General features: G+C 69.3%; 17 protein-coding genes. 10 read left to right on the top strand and 7 right to left on the bottom strand.

Going from position 1 to position 16,473, the window contains the following annotated elements; translation table 11 throughout:
* Nucleotides 1–12 precede the first annotated feature (12 nt).
* From SYV04_RS02125 to SYV04_RS02150, 6 genes are all read right to left on the bottom strand, one after another.
* Nucleotides 13–1,296 (bottom strand): alpha/beta fold hydrolase, encoded by a 1,284-nt coding sequence (locus SYV04_RS02125; RefSeq protein ID WP_321543873.1) that lies wholly within the window; start codon nt 1,294–1,296, stop codon nt 13–15.
* A 9-nt stretch (nt 1,297–1,305) separates the two neighbouring features.
* Nucleotides 1,306–2,619: a bifunctional folylpolyglutamate synthase/dihydrofolate synthase gene (locus SYV04_RS02130; RefSeq protein ID WP_321543874.1), complete on the bottom strand. Its 1,314-nt coding sequence runs from the start codon at nt 2,617–2,619 to the stop codon at nt 1,306–1,308.
* Nucleotides 2,620–2,629: 10 nt separating this feature from the next.
* Nucleotides 2,630–3,478, bottom strand: a complete 849-nt coding sequence (gene accD / locus SYV04_RS02135; protein WP_321543875.1) for an acetyl-CoA carboxylase, carboxyltransferase subunit beta — start codon at nt 3,476–3,478, stop codon at nt 2,630–2,632.
* A gap of 47 nt (nt 3,479–3,525) precedes the next feature.
* Nucleotides 3,526–4,281 (bottom strand): 3',5'-cyclic-nucleotide phosphodiesterase, encoded by a 756-nt coding sequence (locus SYV04_RS02140; RefSeq protein ID WP_321543876.1) that lies wholly within the window; start codon nt 4,279–4,281, stop codon nt 3,526–3,528.
* Between the two features lies 1 nt (nt 4,282).
* The gene (locus SYV04_RS02145; RefSeq protein ID WP_321543877.1) at nt 4,283–4,933 is read right to left on the bottom strand and encodes a Crp/Fnr family transcriptional regulator; all 651 of its coding nucleotides are present in this window, start codon (nt 4,931–4,933) and stop codon (nt 4,283–4,285) included.
* Nucleotides 4,934–5,005: 72 nt separating this feature from the next.
* Nucleotides 5,006–7,366 (bottom strand): CHASE2 domain-containing protein, encoded by a 2,361-nt coding sequence (locus SYV04_RS02150; protein ID WP_321543878.1) that lies wholly within the window; start codon nt 7,364–7,366, stop codon nt 5,006–5,008.
* 89 nt (nt 7,367–7,455) lie between these two features.
* On the opposite strand from SYV04_RS02150, the gene purM reads away from it, so the two are divergent.
* From purM to SYV04_RS02170, 4 genes are all read left to right on the top strand, one after another.
* On the top strand, nt 7,456–8,490 hold the full coding sequence (purM, locus tag SYV04_RS02155; protein ID WP_321543879.1) for a phosphoribosylformylglycinamidine cyclo-ligase: 1,035 nt from the start codon (nt 7,456–7,458) through the stop codon (nt 8,488–8,490).
* Nucleotides 8,487–9,155, top strand: a complete 669-nt coding sequence (gene purN / locus SYV04_RS02160) for a phosphoribosylglycinamide formyltransferase (protein WP_321543880.1) — start codon at nt 8,487–8,489, stop codon at nt 9,153–9,155. The genes purM and purN overlap by 4 nt, the downstream gene beginning before the upstream one ends.
* The gene (locus tag SYV04_RS02165; RefSeq protein ID WP_321543881.1) at nt 9,152–9,640 is read left to right on the top strand and encodes a 2-thiouracil desulfurase family protein; all 489 of its coding nucleotides are present in this window, start codon (nt 9,152–9,154) and stop codon (nt 9,638–9,640) included. The genes purN and SYV04_RS02165 overlap by 4 nt, the downstream gene beginning before the upstream one ends.
* Before the next feature lie 178 nt (nt 9,641–9,818).
* Complete coding sequence (locus SYV04_RS02170) at nt 9,819–10,520, top strand: HAD family hydrolase (RefSeq protein ID WP_321543882.1); 702 nt, start codon at nt 9,819–9,821, stop codon at nt 10,518–10,520.
* 5 nt (nt 10,521–10,525) lie between these two features.
* Here the strand turns inward: SYV04_RS02170 and SYV04_RS02175 are convergent, their stop codons facing one another.
* On the bottom strand, nt 10,526–10,726 hold the full coding sequence (locus SYV04_RS02175) for a hypothetical protein (RefSeq protein ID WP_321543883.1): 201 nt from the start codon (nt 10,724–10,726) through the stop codon (nt 10,526–10,528).
* A gap of 18 nt (nt 10,727–10,744) precedes the next feature.
* Between SYV04_RS02175 and SYV04_RS02180 the strand changes: the two genes are divergently transcribed.
* The 6 genes from SYV04_RS02180 (at nt 10,745) to SYV04_RS02205 (ending at nt 16,469) form a co-directional block, all read left to right on the top strand.
* Complete coding sequence (locus SYV04_RS02180; RefSeq protein WP_321543884.1) at nt 10,745–11,281, top strand: GNAT family N-acetyltransferase; 537 nt, start codon at nt 10,745–10,747, stop codon at nt 11,279–11,281.
* Nucleotides 11,282–11,367: 86 nt separating this feature from the next.
* Nucleotides 11,368–12,879, top strand: coding sequence for an NAD(P)-binding protein (locus SYV04_RS02185; protein ID WP_321543885.1), 1,512 nt, complete (start codon nt 11,368–11,370; stop codon nt 12,877–12,879).
* Between the two features lie 98 nt (nt 12,880–12,977).
* Nucleotides 12,978–13,169: a 50S ribosomal protein L28 gene (gene rpmB, locus SYV04_RS02190; RefSeq protein WP_321543886.1), complete on the top strand. Its 192-nt coding sequence runs from the start codon at nt 12,978–12,980 to the stop codon at nt 13,167–13,169.
* A gap of 16 nt (nt 13,170–13,185) precedes the next feature.
* Nucleotides 13,186–14,142, top strand: a complete 957-nt coding sequence (gene murQ, locus SYV04_RS02195; protein ID WP_321543887.1) for an N-acetylmuramic acid 6-phosphate etherase — start codon at nt 13,186–13,188, stop codon at nt 14,140–14,142.
* A 24-nt stretch (nt 14,143–14,166) separates the two neighbouring features.
* Nucleotides 14,167–15,321: an anhydro-N-acetylmuramic acid kinase gene (locus SYV04_RS02200; RefSeq protein WP_321543888.1), complete on the top strand. Its 1,155-nt coding sequence runs from the start codon at nt 14,167–14,169 to the stop codon at nt 15,319–15,321.
* The gene (locus SYV04_RS02205) at nt 15,318–16,469 is read left to right on the top strand and encodes a GTP-binding protein (protein WP_321543889.1); all 1,152 of its coding nucleotides are present in this window, start codon (nt 15,318–15,320) and stop codon (nt 16,467–16,469) included. The genes SYV04_RS02200 and SYV04_RS02205 overlap by 4 nt, the downstream gene beginning before the upstream one ends.
* Nucleotides 16,470–16,473 lie beyond the last annotated feature (4 nt).

Here is a 16,473-nt window from a genome sequence, read left to right on the forward strand (position 1 = left end):
CCCGCCTGGCGCCTAACGGATGCGCGGCAGCACCGGCGTCCGAGCCTGGGCGCGGTGGGTCCTCGCGTACTCCATGAGGTTCTTGATGTCGTAACAGATCTGCCGGATGTCATGCCCCATCGTCAGCTCGATGTGGCTGTTGCCCTTCACCGGTCGCCACAGCAGGTACTCGCTCTTGGCGGCGCGGTACACGCTCCGGGTGGACTCGACCGAAGCCAGCGGATCCAGGTCCCCGAAGATGATGGCCATGGGGATGGCGATCTTCGAGAAGCCGCGCTTGAAGTCATAGTCGGTGCGGTAACAGACCATCTCGCCACGGCGGATCCACCGGGCGAACTGCTCCAGCACCTTGCGCGGCTCGCGCTCGCCGCCCTCGCGCAACAGCCAGCGGATGTCCTGGGCGCTGACCCGGGCGGGATTGCTCAGTCGGTTGATGCGCGCGGCGAGCCGCTCGTAGAGCGGGTGTCCCTCGGCGCGGGCGAGCTGCTTCTCGGCGTACTTCAACCACGTGTCCACGGGCACGTACTTGAACTGGGTGTCGCGGTGATCCTCCTGGGGCGCCAGCCGCTTGCCCAGCTCCTTGTTCACCACCTGGGCCCCGCGCGACAGCAGCGAGCGGCCCAGGTGCCCCAACCGACTCTGGGTGTTGAGCCCCACCAGCGTCATGTCGATGGCGCTGGCCAGCGCCGGAGCGCTCATCGCCAGCGCCTTGAGCAGGAAGAAGCCCCGCCCCAGGTCCGCCGGCGAGCCGATGGTGATGAGGCCCTCGAAGTCGTCGTGGATGCCGGCGTAGCCGTAGCCCAGCATCCCGCCCATGGAGTGCCCGCAGTAGAAGATGCGGTCGCGCCGGGTGATGCGCTTGACCCCCGAGACCGCCGCGGGCAGGTCGTAGAGGAAGTAGCTGTCGATGTCCCAGCCGTAGTCCAGGTCCGGAGGCAGCGGCCGGCGGAAGCGCGCGGCCCGCTCGCGCTGGAAGGCCACCGAGCTCTTGCCGTGCCCGCGCAGCTCCAGGATGTGGATGTCCACGCCGAAGAAGAGCAGGTTCTTCACGAACTGCCCGCTCGTCCACGCGTGCCGGTTCTGCGAGAAGCCGTGGACCAGCAGCAGCACTTCGCCGAACAGCGGCTGCGGGAAGGGCTGCTTCACCGGCCGGTAGCGCGTCATCATCAGCGACCAGCCGTCCGCCGTCTCCACCACGTACTTCGTCTTCTGATACAGCGCCCGGAAGTCGACTTCATCGACGGTAGGCATTCGCGGGCCGGGAGCCGCGGATCTCCAATCGTCCGGGAGGCGCATACCGAGAATTTACGGCTGCTGCTGCAATGCGCCAAGGTTTCGTGACAATCGGGCGCGGGCCGCTCCCACCAGGAACAGGGAGCCCGTACACAAAAGGACGTCTTCCGCTCCCGCTGTAGCCCTTGCGCCTGCCAGGGCCTCGTCCAAGGTGGCATACGCACGTGCATCCGCACACAGAGCACGCGCCTCCGCGAGGTAGCGCTCGGGGGCCAGGGAGCGCGGAGTGTCCAGAGGCGTGAGGTGGACGGAGGCACAGCGCGGGAAGAGCGCGCGCATCATCGGCGCGCGGTCCTTGTCGGCCACCACGCCAAAGACGGCGTGGATGCGGCGGCCCGGGTACAGGGCGTCCAGGGAGGCGAGCAGCACGGCCACGCCGCCAGGATTGTGGGCTCCGTCGAGCAGCACGGCTGGCCGCTCGCCCAGTTGCTCCATGCGCCCGGGCCAGCGCGCGGTGGCCAACCCCGAGATGGCGGCCTCGGGAGGCACGGCCATGCCTCGTTGGTCGAGCTGTCCGAGAACGGCGAGCGCCACCGCCGCGTTCTGCGTCTGGTGGGGTCCGCGCAGCGAGAGGGACAGGCCCCTCAAGGTCCGCTCCGGCCCTCGGTAGACGAACCCGCCCTCGGGATCAGGCTCCACATGGAAGTCCCGCCCCTCCAGCAACAGAGGCGCCCCCACCTGCCCCGCCACGCGGGAGATGGCGTCGAGGGCCTCCGGCTCCTGGCGGCTGACCACCACCGGCACGCCCGGCTTGAGGATGCCCGCCTTCTCTCCGGCGATGGCCCCCAGGGTGTGCCCCAGGTACTCCATATGATCGAAGGAGATGGGGGTGATGGCGGTAACGAGCGGCTGGGTGGCGTTGGTGGCGTCCAGGCGCCCGCCGAGCCCCGTCTCCAGCACGGCCACGTCCACGGCCTCCTGGGCGAAGTGCCAGAGCGCCACCACGGTGCCGAACTCGAAGTACGTGAGCATCCCGGAGGCGGAGGCTGCGTCCGGGCAGCGCTCCAGCACCTCGAGGATGCGGCACCCCAGCACCTCATCGGAGATGTCGGCGCCATCCACCTGGAAGCGCTCGTTGACGCGCTCCAGGTGCGGCGAGGTGTAGAGGCCCACCTTGTGCCCGGCGGCGCGCAAGGCGGAGGCGGCGAAGGCGCAGGTGCTGCCCTTGCCGTTGGTGCCCGCCACGTGGAGCACCCGGTAGCGGCGCTCCGGGTGGCCCAGGGCCTCCAAGGTCGCGTGTACCCGCTCCAGCCCCAGCTTGATGCCGGAGGGGTTCAGCCCAGCGAGGAAGGCCAGCGCCTCTTGCGGCGTGCGCGGAGGCGCCATGGCCCGAGCGCTAGCCCACCAGCCCCAGCACCTGCCCCAGCTTCGCGCGCAGATCCTTGCGCGGGACGATGGCGTCGATCATCCCGTGATCCAGGAGGAACTCGGAGCGCTGGAAGCCCTCTGGCAGCTTCTGGCGAATGGTCTGTTCAATCACGCGCGGGCCCGCGAAGCCGATGAGCGCCTTGGGCTCGGCGAGGATGATGTCGCCCAGCCACGCGAACGAGGCCGCCACGCCACCCGTGGTGGGGTGCAGCATGACGGAGATGTAGGGCTTGTTGCCGGTGCGGAAGCGGGCGATGGCCGCCGACGTCTTGGCCATCTGCATGAGGGAGAAGATGCCCTCCTGCATGCGGGCGCCGCCCGAGGCCGAGAACAGCAGGGCCGAGCACTTCAGCTCGTAGGCGCGCTCGAACACGCGCGTCACCTTCTCGCCCACCACCGAGCCCATGGAGCCGCCCATGAACTCGAACACGAAGCAGCCCACCGACACCTGGTGGCCTTCAATCCGGCCCACACCGGAGATGAAGGCGTCGTTCTCGCCCAGGTTCTTGCGCGTGGACTTCAGCCGGTCCTTGTACTTCTTCGAGTCGGAGAACCCGAGCGGATCCAACGGCTCCAGCTCCTTGTCGAACTCCTCGAAGCTGTCGGGATCCAGCAGGCCCGCGAGGCGCGAGCGCGCCGTCCACGGGAGGTGGTGGTCGCAGTGCGGACACACCATCAAGTTCTTCTCGAGCTCCTGCCGGTAGATGATCTCGTCACAGCTCTCGCACTTGGCCCACAGGCCCTGCATGCGAGAAGGCTGCTCCTCGGCGGGCTCCTGACGGGTGGCAATACGGGGCTTTTTGGAGAACCAGGCCATGGGGGCGCGGGGTTAGTCCGGCTCGCCCCGGCCGTCAACCCCTACCCTCAAAACTCGAAGGTGTCGCCCAGCTCCAGGATGTTCACTGGCAGTTCAGCCAGCTCGCGCTTGAGCTGGCTCACGAAGGCCGGCTTGAGGTGGTAGAGCAGCACATCCGTGCCGTTGCGCTCGAACTTGGTCAGCTCCGACTGGAGCGTGCGGGGCGTAAGGTGCCCAGACAGGTCCGCCAGCTGCTGCAACGCGTTCGGGAAGCTCGTCTCCAGCAGCAGCGCCTTGAGGTTCTTGGCCTGGTTGAGCGCCTTCCAGAGCTTTTCCGTGGGGCCCGTGTCACCGCTCATGGCCAGGGAGGACTGGCCGTTGGAGACGATGAACGCGCAGGACTCCACCGGGTGGCTGACGGGGATCGACTGCACCGTGTAGCGGCCCACCTGGAAGGTGCTGCCGGCGCGGAACGCCTTGATGCGCAGCACCGGGTCCTTCTTGGTGGGAATGCGGGTGAAGTCCGGCCACAGCGCGTTGTTGAACATGTACTCGCGCAGGGAGCGGGCACACTCGCGCGAGGCGTGAATGGTGACGGGCGTGTCACGCCGGCCGATCACCAGGTCGGCCAGCAGGGGCAGGTCCTTGACGTGGTCGAAGTGGCTGTGGCCGACGAGAATGTCGTCCACCTTACAGAGCTGCTCCAGCGTGAGGGTACTCGTGAGCGCGCCCGCGTCGAGCGCGAGCACGTCATCCACGAGGAAGCATGTGGTCCGACACGAGGGCAGCTCGCCGCCGTGACAGCCGAGGACGTGCAGCTTCACACTAGAGGTCTCCGAACTTCCACTTCATCTCCAGGTACTGGAGGAAATCGTGCAGCCGGGCCGTGTCATACACGGTCAGTCTGTCACCGCTGCGCTCGATGAGACCGGCTCGCTCCAGCCGATCGAGCATGTGGCGGATGGCGGGCTCTCCCACGCCGATCTGCCGAGGCAGCTCGCGCACGGGGAAGTCCACCTCGATGCCCTCTTCCATGGGCCGGCCGCGCGCCTGGCAGAACTGGAGCACCTGATGCACCACGCGGCTGGCGGGGTCGGCCAGCAGCAGATTCTCGATCTGGGCGTCCGCCTCGGAGAGCCGCTCGGCCAGCTTCTTGATCATCCGGACGGCGATCTCGGAGTTGCCGCGGATCATCGCCTCGAACGTCTTCGGGTCGATGACCAGGAGCTTGGCGTCCTCGGTGACCGCGGCGGTGGCATTGCGCGGCTTGTTGGAGATGATGGCCATCTCCCCGAAGAACTCGCCCGGCCCCAGCACCGCGAGCACCTTCTCCACATCCCGGACCTTCTTGGAAATGGAGATACGGCCCGCCTGGACGACGAACATGTCCTTGCCAGGCTCGCCCTCCTGGAAGAGGACCGTGCCCTTGGGGAACTCCTTGCCGAAACGCTGAAAGAGGGTTTCCTCGGCGCCCATCTGAATTCCGAGTCAAGCAGCCCCCATCCCCCGGGTCAAATTTCGCGGGGCCGAAATATCGAGGGTGAGGGCCTACTTCGTGGTCGCGGTGAACACCCCATCCCATTCCGGGCCAGGGCGCTTCCAGCGCAGGGTGTTGAGTTCCTCCAGGTAGCGGAGGCTGGGGCCGTCCTCGGGCCAGAGGGTGAGCACCTCGCGGAAGGAGGCCTCGGCGGCGGTGAAGTCCCGGCCGATGAAGTGCGCCACCCCCGCCTCGAAGACCTGGATGGCCCGGGCGTTGATGCCGGTGGGCCGCCCCAGCGCGCGCAACTCATAGATGTCAGTCACTGCGCTTTTGCCCACCACGCGCACCACGCCCAGGCGGCGGGCGGTGACGTGGCCCTGAACCTGGGCGTAGGTGCCCGCGGAGATGATGATCCGGGTGTCATACGTCTTGTTGAGGCCCTCCAGGCGGGAGCCCAGGTTCACCGCGTCGCCCATCACCGTGTAGTTGAAGCGGTTGGCGGTGCCCATGTGGCCCACGTTCATGGGCCCGCTGTTGATGCCCACGCCGATGTCCACCTCGGGCAGGCCGGCCTTGCGCCAGCGCCCGCGCATCTCTCCGAGGCGCTCCAGGAAGCCCAGGGCGGCGCTACAGGCCCGTAGCGCGTGGTCGGGCTGATCCACCGGCGCGCCCCAAAAGGCCATGATGGCGTCGCCGATGTACTTGTCGAGCGTGCCCCCGTTCTCGAAGACGACGTCGGTCATCGGCGTGAGGTACTCGTTGACGAAGCCGACGAGCTGCTCGGGCGACAGGCTCTCGGAGAGCGTGGTGAAGCCGCGGATGTCGGAGAAGAGGACGGTGAGCTCCTTGCGCTCGCCGCCGAGCTTGAGCTTCTCGGGGTGCTCGATCACCTGCTCCATCACGCTGGCGTCCAGGTAGTGCTGGAAGGTCTCGCGCAGCCGCTGCTTCTCCGCGTCCACGGAGAAGTAGCCGAGGAAGACGACACCGAACACCGAGGCGACGAGGCTCAACAGCGGCAGCACCGTGGCCACCTGAATGCCTCGGGAGAAGAGGAGCTGATCCACCGCGAGCCAGCCGGCGCCCAACAACACCATGGCGCCCAGCTTCCAGGCGAAGCGGACCCGGGGCAGCAGGCGGGCGAGCAGCAGGGCCGCGCCGAGCATGAAGAGCATCTCCAGCGGCAGCGCGGCGAGGGGCCGGGTGAGGAAGTCCTGGGAGAGGATGTTGGAGAGGAAGGCGGCGTGGACGTAGACGCCGGGCTCCAGCTCGCTGAAGGGGGTAACGCGCTGGTCGAAGTTGCCCACCAGCGTCACGCCCACCAGCACCGCCTTGCCTCGCACCGCCGCCGGGTCGAAGCGCCCCTCCACCACGTCTGACAGGCTCAGCGTGGGGAACACCTTCGCCGGGCCCGGGTAGTTGACGGGGATGAACGGATCATTGATGGGCACGGGCACATAGAGGGGCAGCAGCGATCCGTCCGGGCGGCGCAGACGGGCGCCGGTGAGCTGGCGCAGGTCGGCGTCGTACTCCGGCTGCACCTCCGCGCCGAAGTAGGCCGCCGCGGTCTGGAGCTCCAGCATGGGCAGCAGCCCGCGCGGCCCCTCCAAGAGGGCGAACACCGGCACGCGGCGCACGGCGCCGTCGAAGTCCGGGGCGAAGTTGAAGTGGCCCAGGCGCTTGCCGGCCTGGACGAACGCCGGCAGCGGCACCTGGATGGAGTGGCCGCGCCAGACGCGCAGCGTGTCAGGGTCCACCTCGTGGAGGGAGCCCGGCACGCTCCCGGGAAACTGACGCACCAGGTGGCCTGCGAGCATCGGCTCCCGCTCCTGGGCCTGGAGGGCGAACTGCTCCAGGTCCGTGTCGGGGTAGACGATGACGCCCTGGACGACCTGGGGAGTGCGCGCCAGAGCGGCGGCGAGCGCGGCGTCTCCGCTGTCCACGCTGCGGCCCTTCAGCTCCTCTCGGAGCGCCAGGAGCGCGGGAGACGGCTCGGACGTCTGCGCGAGCGCGCTGTCGAGCGTCTCCAGCGCATCCGCAAATGCATCGGCGCGCTCGTCGCGCACCTCATCAGTGAAGGTCATGTCCAGGCCGACAGCGCCCACCCCGGCCTCGCGGAGCTGATCAAGGGCGCGGGCCACGTGCTGGCGCGGCCACGGCCAGCGGCCAAAGTCCTGGACGCTCTTCTCGTCCACGGCCACCACCACTACGTCCGGGTGGGGCGGGCGCACGCCTCGAATCCGGAACTGCAGGTCCGTGGCGCGTCCCTCGAAGATGTGCAGGCTACGGAGGATGACATTGTCCCCCGAGCCGCTGCCCACCTGGAGACCGACGGAGGGCGAGCGCTCCACCCAGGCATGCAAGGCGCAGAACAGGGAGGCGAGCCCGAGGGCGAGCACCTCGAAGCGATGGCGGGAAAGGAACGTTTTCATCCGGCGGGGAGGGCATGGTAGCCGCAAACGCGACACCCGCGCTTCGGGGGCCGAGACAAGGGCGGGGGCTTGCCGGTAGAAGGCCGCCCGTGACGACCTACAAGCAGGCGGGAGTGGACATCGACGCGGGGGATGCCTTCGTCGAGCGGATCAAGCCCTACGCGGCGCGCACGGTCCGGCCGGAGGTGGTGGCCGGCGTGGGTGGCTTTGGCGGCCTGTTCGCCCTGCCGCCGGGCAAGTACCGCGAGCCGGTGCTGGTGGCGGGGACGGACGGGGTAGGCACGAAGCTGAAGGTGGCCTTCCTCGCGGGGCGGCACGACACGGTGGGCGTGGACCTGGTGGCCATGTCGGTGAACGACATCCTCACCTGTGGTGCCGAGCCCCTGTTCTTCCTGGACTACTTCGCCACCTCGCGGCTGGAGGTGGACGCGGCCTCCGAGGTGGTCAAGGGCATCGCCCTGGGCTGCGAGCAGGCCGGGTGTACGCTGCTGGGCGGCGAGACGGCGGAGATGCCGGGCTTCTACTCGCGGGGCGAGTACGATCTGGCCGGCTTCTGCGTGGGCGTGGTGGAGCGCTCGGAGCTCATCGATGGGCGGACCATCGCCCCGGGGGATGTGCTCATCGGCCTGCCCTCCTCGGGGCTGCACTCCAACGGCTACTCGCTGGCGCGCAAGGTGCTGCTGGATGACCGGAAGCTGTCGCTGACGGAGAAACCCGAGGGCCTGGACCGGCCGCTGGCGGACGCGCTGCTGGAGCCCACGCGCATCTACGTGCGGGACATGCAGGCGCTGATGAAGGCGGTGAAGGTGAAGGGCATGGCGCACATCACCGGCAGCGGGATTCCGGGCAACCTGCCGCGCTGCCTGCCGGATGGGACGCGCGCGGTGCTGAGCGAGAAGACGTGGACGAAGCCTCCCATCTTCGAGCTCATCGCCCGGCTGGGCGGAGTGGCACGCGACGAGATGTTCTCCACCTTCAACATGGGCCTGGGACTCATCGCGGTGGTGGCGAAAGAGGACGTGGCGCAGGCGCTGAGCACGCTGAACGCGAGGGGCGTGAAGGCCACGGAGGTGGGGCGCGTGGAGCAGGGCCAGGGCGAGGCCACGGCGGTCATCGAGCCATGAGCGCGGCGCGACGGGCCCGGCTGGGAGTGCTCGTCTCGGGCAGTGGCAGCAACCTGCAGGCGCTGCTGGATGCGTGCGCGCAGGCGGACTTCCCGGCGGAGGTGGCCTGCGTCGTGTCCAACGTGCCCACTGCGTTCGGGCTGGAGCGGGCGCGCAAGGCGGGCGTAAGCGCGGTGGCGCTGGACCACAAGGCCTTCGGCTCGCGGGCCGACTTCGAGCGGGCGCTGGGAGAGACGCTGCGCGCTTCGGGCGTGGAGTGGGTGTGCCTGGCGGGCTTCATGCGCCTGCTGAGCGCGGACTTCCTGGCGGGCTTTCCGGGGCGGGTGCTGAACATCCACCCTGCCCTGCTGCCGGCGTTCCCGGGGCTGCACGCACAGCGTCAGGCGCTGGAGCGCGGGGTGAAGATCACCGGGTGTACGGTCCACTTCGTGGACGCGGGCACGGACACGGGCCCGATCATCGCGCAGGCGGCGGTGCCGGTGCTGCCGGATGACACCGAGGCGAGCCTGAGCGCGCGGATCCTCGCGGAGGAGCACCGGCTGTACCCGTTGGCCGTGCGGCTGGCGGTGACGGGCAAGGTGACGCTGGAGGGCACGCGCACGCGGGTGGACGCGCAAGCCGCAGTGGGAGATCAGAGCCTCCGCAGCCCGGGAGCCCCCAAATGACGCGAGAGGAACGGCTGGCGGCCCTGCGCGAGGCCCGGGTGGTACTGGTGAGCGCCTGTCTGCTGGGCGAGGCGTGCCGGTACGACGGCAAGTCCAAGGGCTCGAGCCGGGTGATGCAGGCGCTGGAGGGCAAGGAGGTCGTGCCCGTATGCCCGGAGACGGGGGCTGGGCTGGGCATCCCCCGTCCGGCGGTGGTGCTCAGCGGCGGCACGGGCGAGGCGGTGCTGGCGGGCCGGGCGCGTGCGGTGGTAGCCGGTACGGGCGAGGACCGGACGGAGGCGTTCCGGCGCGGCGCGGAGCTGGCGCTGGAGGCGGCGCGACGCTTCGGAGCAACGGTGGCGGTGCTCAAGGAGCGCAGCCCTTCATGCGGCAGCCAGGGCACCCACGTGGATGACAAGGTGGTGGCGGGACGAGGCGTGACCGCCGCCCTGCTCCACGCCGAGGGGCTCATCATCCTTAGTGACGAGGAGTTGAGCCCGCCGTAAGGCAACGGCTGTTCGAAAATGTCGGGACTTTTGAGGCGCAAAACCCCCGACATTTCCGAACAGGCACGCCCAAGGCAGCGGCTCTGGACCGGCTGCCTTGCCATGCACCCAGGCGAGCGAGGAGCCTCCCGGGCACTTCCCGGTCCCATCCGGCAACCAGACGCGGTAAGCCAGGGCCATGACCGCGCCTTCTCCTCTGCTCGCCGCCATCTTCGACATGGACGGGACTCTCGTCGACAACATGCGTTTCCACTCCGAGGCGTGGGTCGCCCTCTCCCAGCGCCTGGGCCTCAACGCCACCGCCGAGCGGTTCGAGCGCGAGTTCGCCGGCAAGAAGAACGAGGAGATCCTCCCGATCCTCCTCGGCCGCCCCTTGGCCGCGGAGGAGCTGGCCCAGCTGGCGGAGGAGAAGGAGACCCACTACCGGGCGCTCTACAAGCCGCATCTGGCGCTCATTCGTGGGGCCGAGGCGTTCCTGGGCCGGATCCGCGAGACGGAGATCCGCCTCGCCGTGGCCACCGCCGCGCCTAGCGGCAACCGCACGCTGGTGCTCGATGGGCTCGGCATCCGCTCGATCTTCCGGCGGGTCGTCGGCGCCGAGGAGGTGACCCGGGGCAAGCCCGCGCCGGACATCTTCCTCGCGGCGGCGCGCTCACTCGAGGTGGAGCCCGCGATGTGCGTGGTCTTCGAGGACGCGGTGAACGGCATCCTCGCGGCGCGCGCGGCTGGCATGTTCGCGGTGGGCATCACCTCAACGACACCCGCCGAGGTGCTGCGCGAGGCCGGCGCTCACTGGACGGCCCCGGACTTCGCCTCACTGCCTCCGGACCTCGAGGCCCGGCTCTTCGGGGCAAGCCCTCACGCCCCCGGGCGCCCCTGAGTCCATCACGCGGAAGCGGGGATCTTGATCCCCAGGGATGCCGCCTTCTTCACGGCGGCATTCGCGAGGTCCTGCTGCTCCTTGCACAGCTCTGCCTTGGTTGCCGCACAGTCCTTCGCGGCATCCCCCGCCTCGTTCAGCTCGAACGCGCGCTGCGTCCTCCGTCGACGCAGCCCCACGTCACACCGAGAATGAGCCCACTCCATCCTCCGGAGGATCCCCCCATGCTGGAACTCCGCACGGCTCGCCTTCTGCTCCGTCCCTTCCACACGAGTGACGAAGAGGCGCTCTTCCACCTCTGGAACGAGCCGCAGGTGCGCCGCTACCTCTGGGATGATCAGCCCGTCGCCCGTGAGGTCGTCCGGGAGCAGGTCACCGTGAGCGAGCAGGACTTCCGAGAGCGGGGCTTCGGGGAGTTCGGTCTCTTCCTGGCCGAGCGTCCGGGAGCGCTCATGGGCTTCTGCGGGCTCCGCTGCATCGACGGTGGCGAGGACGTCGAGTTGCTCTACGGCCTCCTGCCCGCCTTCTGGGGCCGGGGGCTGGCGACCGAGGCGGCCCAGGCCGTGCTCCGCTTCGCCTTCGAGCAGGTGGGACTGCGGGAACTCTGGGCAGGGGCCGACTTCGGCAACACCGCTTCCCTGCGCTGCCTCCACCGCCTGGGGATGACCGACGCGGGCGTGCGGCGCGTAGGGCCCGAGCAGCTTCCCGCCCAGTACTATCGCCTGCGGAGGCTGGACTTCGCCGCGAGTGCGGGGGCCTGAGACAGCTCCGACCTGCCCTCCTCCTATCCGACACCCCTCATCAGAAAGACGCCAGAAGCGGGGACGTTGTGTAGTGTGCGAGGCGCATGGCGACGCAAGCAGCCAGACTCCAGGTTCCCTCCGGTCCCTCCCGGCACGTCTACGACGTGATCGTCATGGGCAGCCAGGTCGGTGGGGCGCTCGCGGCCGCGCTCCTGGCCAAGCGCAGCCACCGGGTGCTGCTCATTGATCACGACGGCACGGGCACCGGCTACGAGCACGGCGGCTTCGTGCTGCCCTACGTCCCCTCCATTGCCCCGGGCCTCAAGACGATGCCCGTGGTGGAGGAGGCGTTCACCGAGCTGGGCATCACCACCACGGTGCAGCGCGCCCTGCGCCCCCACACCCCCGAGCTGCAGCTGATCCTCCCGCGCCACCGGGTGGACCTGCACACCGACCCCACCCGCCGCCGGGGGGAGCTGACGCGCGAGTTCGGAGAGACGGCCGAGGGCCTCTTCTCCGCGCTCACCGCCACCGCCAGCCAGCACGAGGCGAGCGATGCCTTCTTCAAGGAGCAGCCGCACCTGCCCCCCGAGGGCTTCTTCGAGACGTGGGGCCTGAAGAAGAAGATCGGCCAGCACCCGGGCCTGGAGACGCACCCCCGGCTGTCCAACAACACCCCGCCCGGAGCGCTGCTGCGCGGGCTGCTGCCCTTCCTCACCTTCCTGGACGAGCCCTCCTCGCCGCTGGCGCTCACCCGGCCCCTGTCCCAGACGCTCCAGGCGCCCCAACGCTACCCGGGCGGCAACGATGGCCTGCGCGAGCTGCTCGTCAGGCGCCTGTCCGAGCTGGGCGGCGACGTGCTCACCCGAGAGAACTCCGACAGCTACATCGTCGAGGAGCTCTCCTTTGATGGGCCCCGCTTCGCCGGAGTGAAGCTCCTGCGCTCGGACGTGCTCTACCGGGCCTCGTGCCTGGTGGCGGCCACGGACTCGGGGGCGATCCGGCGGCTGATCAAGGACCGCAAGCGGCACCGCGGCCTGCTGGAGCAACTGGACTCTTCCTCCACCAAGTCCATCCTCTTCGCGGTGAACTGGGTGGTGCCGGTGGAAGCCCTGCCCCGAGGCATGGGCGAGTTGCTCCTGGTGGAGACCGGAGACAAGGAGCTGCAGCCGCTCATGGTCCAGGTACACCCGGCCCGCACGCCCAGTGGCAAGGAGGACGAGTCGCTGCGCGTGGTGTGCGCCGGAGCCTTCGTGCCCGCCAGCGTGCGCGAGCTGGGCGAGGAGCACATGCAGGCCCTGGCCCACCGCATCGATGAGCAGCTCGACGCGCTGATGCCCTTCACCAAGCAGAAGCGGGTGCTGCGCTCGGCCCCTTACCTGGACGCCGGGGAGGTTCGCGGCAGCCGGCTGATGCCCCATCCGCTCTACTCCTTCGAGGCGGAAGCCTTCCTGGGGATCACGGGGTTGAAGCAGCGCACGCCGGCGAAGAACATCCTCCTCGCCGGCCGCGAGGTGCTGCCCGGCCTGGGGCTGGAGGGCGAGCTCCTTTCAGGGATGCGCGCCGCGCGGCTCGTGCAGGAGATGCTCAAGAAGAAGAATCCCCTCAAGGGATAGCGGCGGATCGGCTGGATTTTCGGGTGATTTCTGGTAGGTTCCGCCGCTCTTTTCGGGCCTAGGACTACATCGCCCCTGTTTTCAAGGAGTTAGCTGTCATGGCGTGGAAGTGTGACATCTGTGGGAAGAGGCCGCTGGTGGGCAACAACGTCTCCCACGCGAACAACAAGACCAAGCGTCGGACCCTGCCGAACCTCCAGAAGGTTCGGGCCAACGTCGAGGGCCGCACGGAGCGCGTTCTGGCCTGCACCCGCTGCATCAAAGCGGGCAAGGTGGTGAAGGCCGCTTAGCCGCGGGCGCTCGAGGGTGGGAAAGTCGCGTCCGAGCTCGCTCGCGCTCCCGCCCACCGAGCGGCTTCACCCCCTGGCGGATGATCTGGATCTCCTCTCCATCGAGGCGATCGTCCGTCGGTTGCATCAAGAAGACCTGGCGGCTGTCCGAGCGGTCCGTACCGCGCTGCCTTCCCTGGCGGAAGCGGCACGGGCCGTAGCGGATGCGTTGCGGGTCGGAGGCCGGCTGCTCTACGTGGGCGCCGGCACCAGTGGGCGACTCGGAGTGCTCGACGCGAGCGAGTGCCCCCCCACCTTTGGCACCCCACCCTCTCGAGTCCAAGCCCACATCGCCGGAGGCCGCCGGGCGCTGACCCGCGCCGTGGAGGGCGCGGAGGATGATCAATCCGCCGGAGCCAAGGCGGTGCGCCGCTTCCGGGCCGGGCCCAAGGACGTGGTGTGCGGCATCTCCGCCAGCGCGTCCACGCCCTACGTGCTCGGAGCGTTGGAGGAGGCGCGGAAGCGTGGGGCGCGGACGGTGCTCGTCTGCTGCAACCCGCCTGGAGAGCGTGCGCGGGCGGAAATCCTGATCCTGGCGCCGACGGGGCCCGAGCTGGTGGCGGGCTCCACCCGCTTGAAGGCGGGCACGGCCACCAAGCTGATCCTCAACGCGCTGACCACGGCGGCCTTCGTGTCCCTGGGCAAGGTGTACCGGGGGCGGATGGTGGACGTGCGGCCTGCGAACGCGAAGCTCCAGGCCCGCGCGGCGCGGATGGTGGCGGAGCTGACGGAGCTGCCCGCCCCCGAGGCGCGCCGGCTGCTGGAGGCGGCGGAGGGCTCGGTGAAGGTGGCGGTCGCGATGCACTTCACGGGGTTGGGGCCGAAGGAGGTCCGCGGGAAGCTGAGGACCCAGACCCTGCGCACCCTGGTCAATGCCAGGAAGCCAGGGGCCCGAAGGAATGCCCCCTCGCGCAAACGTTCCCAGCGAGCGTGAGACACAGCGCATACACTCCGGAGCATGAGCCGGCGTCCCATCAAAGCTGATCCCAGTCGCTCGCGCCTGTGCGTAGGGCTGCTCTCCGGAACGAGCGTGGACGCGGTCGAAGCGGTGCTCTGTCAAATCGAAGAGACGGGCGCGCAGGCACAGCTCAAGCTCGTGGCCCACCTCTCGCGCCCCTTCCCGCCAGACTTCATCCAGCGCGTCCTCTCCGTCAGCGACCCGCGCACCTTGTGCGAGCTCAACTTCGAGCTGGGCGAGCGCTTCGCCGAGGCGGCCCTGGCGGTCATCGCCCACGCGGGCCTGCGCCCCGGAGACGTGGACATCATCGGCTCGCATGGGCAGACGGTGGCGCACCTGCCCTCGAGCCTCTCGGCCACCCCCTCCACGCTGCAGATCGGCGAGGCCTCCGTCATCGCCGAGCGCACGGGCATCCCCGTGGTGAGCGATTTCCGCACACGGGACATGGCCGCGGGAGGGCAAGGCGCGCCGCTGGTCCCCTACTTCGACTGGGTGGTGTTCCGAAAGCCTGGGGCGGTGCGGGCGTTCCAGAACATCGGCGGCATCGCCAACGTGAGCGTGGTGGGAGACCGGCTGGACGACATCCTCGCCTTCGACACCGGGCCGGGGAACATGGTGCTGGACGGGTTGGCGCGCCGCATCACCCAGGGTCAGCTCCAGTGTGACTTGGACGGGCAACTGTCCCGGCAGGGCACGGTCATCCCCTCCATCCTGGCGGAGCTGCTCACCCACCCATTCTTCGCGCTGCCACCGCCGCGCAGCGCCGGCCGCGAGGGCTTCGGCGAGGCGCTGGTGACATGGCTGTGGGAGCAGCCCCGGAACAAGCCCGAGGACCTCATCACCACGGCGCTGGCCTTCACGGTGGAGGCCACGGCCCGGGCCTACGAGGCCTATGTGCTGCCCCGGTACGGGTCCTTGGAGGCGGTGTACGTCTCTGGAGGTGGAAGCCGCAACCCGACGCTGATGGAGCGGTTCTCGGCGCGGCTGGCCCCGCTGCCGGTGAGAACGTTGGACGCCCTAGGTTTCCCGGAAGGTGCCAAAGAGGCGGCCTGTTTCGCCCTACTGGCGGCCGAGCACCTGGTGGGGACCCCCACCAATGTGCCGTCGGCGACTGGCGCAAGGCGCCGAGTCGTTCTAGGTAAGCTTACACCGTGAGCAGCGTGAACCTGTTGGCCCGCGAAGTGGCCGCCAAAATCGTCTTTTACGGACCGGGGTTGTCGGGCAAGACGACGACCCTCCGGAAGATCTACGAGACGGTCCGACCGGCGCACCGCGGCGAGATGATGTCCATCGCCACCGAGGGAGATCGGACGCTCTTCTTCGACTTCCTGCCGGTGAAGGTGGAGCGGGTGAACGACTGCTCCGTGCGGCTGGCGCTCTACACCGTGCCCGGGCAGGTCTTCTACAACGCCACGCGCAAGCTGGTGCTGCAGGGGGCCGACGGCGTGGTGTTCGTGGCGGACTCGCAGCCGGAGGCGTTGGACTCCAACCGCGAGTCCTTCCAGAACCTGGAGGAGAACCTGCTCGAGCAGGGCATCCGCCTGGACCGCTTCCCGCTGGTGATCCAGTGGAACAAGCGGGACATCGAGAACGTACTGCCAGTGGAGCAACTCCGCGCTGCGATCAACACGCGCGGAGTGCCCGAGTTCGAGACGGCGGCCACCAGCGGCCGGGGCGTGCTGGACGCGCTCAAGGCCATCACCCGGCTGGTCATCAAGGATCTGCGGGCCAAGCGCATCGTCCCCGCGCCTCGCCCCACGCCGACGCCGGTGGCGCCAGGCGCCGGGCTGGAGGCGCAGCTGAGCCAGCACCTGCCGATGCGGCCCTCGCAGACGATGGCGGCGATCCAACCGCCCGCGATGACGCCGCGCCAGCACCCGCAGTCCGCGGTGGCGGGCGCCACGGCGATGGCGCCACGGATGGATGCAGCGGTGGCGACGCCTCCGCCCACGCCCGCGCAAGCTCCCTCCGGGCAGCGCGCGCTGGGTCCCGCGACGGCGCTGGCTCCGGGGCTGTTGTTCGACCATGCGCGCGCCGCCGAGGCGGCCTTCGCGGGCGCGCAGTACGGCACGTGCGTGACGGCCTGCATGGACGCGGTGCGCCGGGCGCTGGCCTTCGCGGGTGAGGGCTCGCTGGCGCAACAGGGCTTCCTGCTGCGCGTGGACGGCGCGGATCTGCTCCGGCTGCAGGGGCTCTCCAACAAGGTGGACGCCCTGCGGGTGGACGACGCGGCCTTCGCGCTCTACTTCCTGATGCAGGTCTTCACCCGGCTGAACGCCGTGGGGCTGCCCGAGTCGGCGTAGCCCC

Origin of the sequence: Hyalangium ruber (assembly GCF_034259325.1) — a bacterium.
GTDB classification, from domain to species: domain Bacteria; phylum Myxococcota; class Myxococcia; order Myxococcales; family Myxococcaceae; genus Hyalangium_A; species Hyalangium_A rubrum.

Bases quoted from the DNA above. Each gene is read 5' to 3' on its own strand.
- SYV04_RS02150 (WP_321543878.1), bottom strand. From the start codon at position 7,366: ATGAAAACGTTCCTTTCCCGCCATCGCTTCGAGGTGCTCGCCCTCGGG.
- accD (WP_321543875.1), bottom strand. From the start codon at position 3,478: ATGGCCTGGTTCTCCAAAAAGCCCCGTATTGCCACCCGTCAGGAGCCC.
- SYV04_RS02185 (WP_321543885.1), top strand. From the start codon at position 11,368: ATGGCGACGCAAGCAGCCAGACTCCAGGTTCCCTCCGGTCCCTCCCGG.
- SYV04_RS02130 (WP_321543874.1), bottom strand. From the start codon at position 2,619: ATGGCGCCTCCGCGCACGCCGCAAGAGGCGCTGGCCTTCCTCGCTGGG.
- SYV04_RS02175 (WP_321543883.1), bottom strand. From the start codon at position 10,726: ATGGAGTGGGCTCATTCTCGGTGTGACGTGGGGCTGCGTCGACGGAGG.
- SYV04_RS02145 (WP_321543877.1), bottom strand. From the start codon at position 4,933: ATGGGCGCCGAGGAAACCCTCTTTCAGCGTTTCGGCAAGGAGTTCCCC.
- purN (WP_321543880.1), top strand. From the start codon at position 8,487: ATGAGCGCGGCGCGACGGGCCCGGCTGGGAGTGCTCGTCTCGGGCAGT.
- SYV04_RS02165 (WP_321543881.1), top strand. From the start codon at position 9,152: ATGACGCGAGAGGAACGGCTGGCGGCCCTGCGCGAGGCCCGGGTGGTA.
- rpmB (WP_321543886.1), top strand. From the start codon at position 12,978: ATGGCGTGGAAGTGTGACATCTGTGGGAAGAGGCCGCTGGTGGGCAAC.
- SYV04_RS02180 (WP_321543884.1), top strand. From the start codon at position 10,745: ATGCTGGAACTCCGCACGGCTCGCCTTCTGCTCCGTCCCTTCCACACG.
- SYV04_RS02200 (WP_321543888.1), top strand. From the start codon at position 14,167: ATGAGCCGGCGTCCCATCAAAGCTGATCCCAGTCGCTCGCGCCTGTGC.
- SYV04_RS02170 (WP_321543882.1), top strand. From the start codon at position 9,819: ATGACCGCGCCTTCTCCTCTGCTCGCCGCCATCTTCGACATGGACGGG.
- SYV04_RS02125 (WP_321543873.1), bottom strand. From the start codon at position 1,296: ATGCGCCTCCCGGACGATTGGAGATCCGCGGCTCCCGGCCCGCGAATG.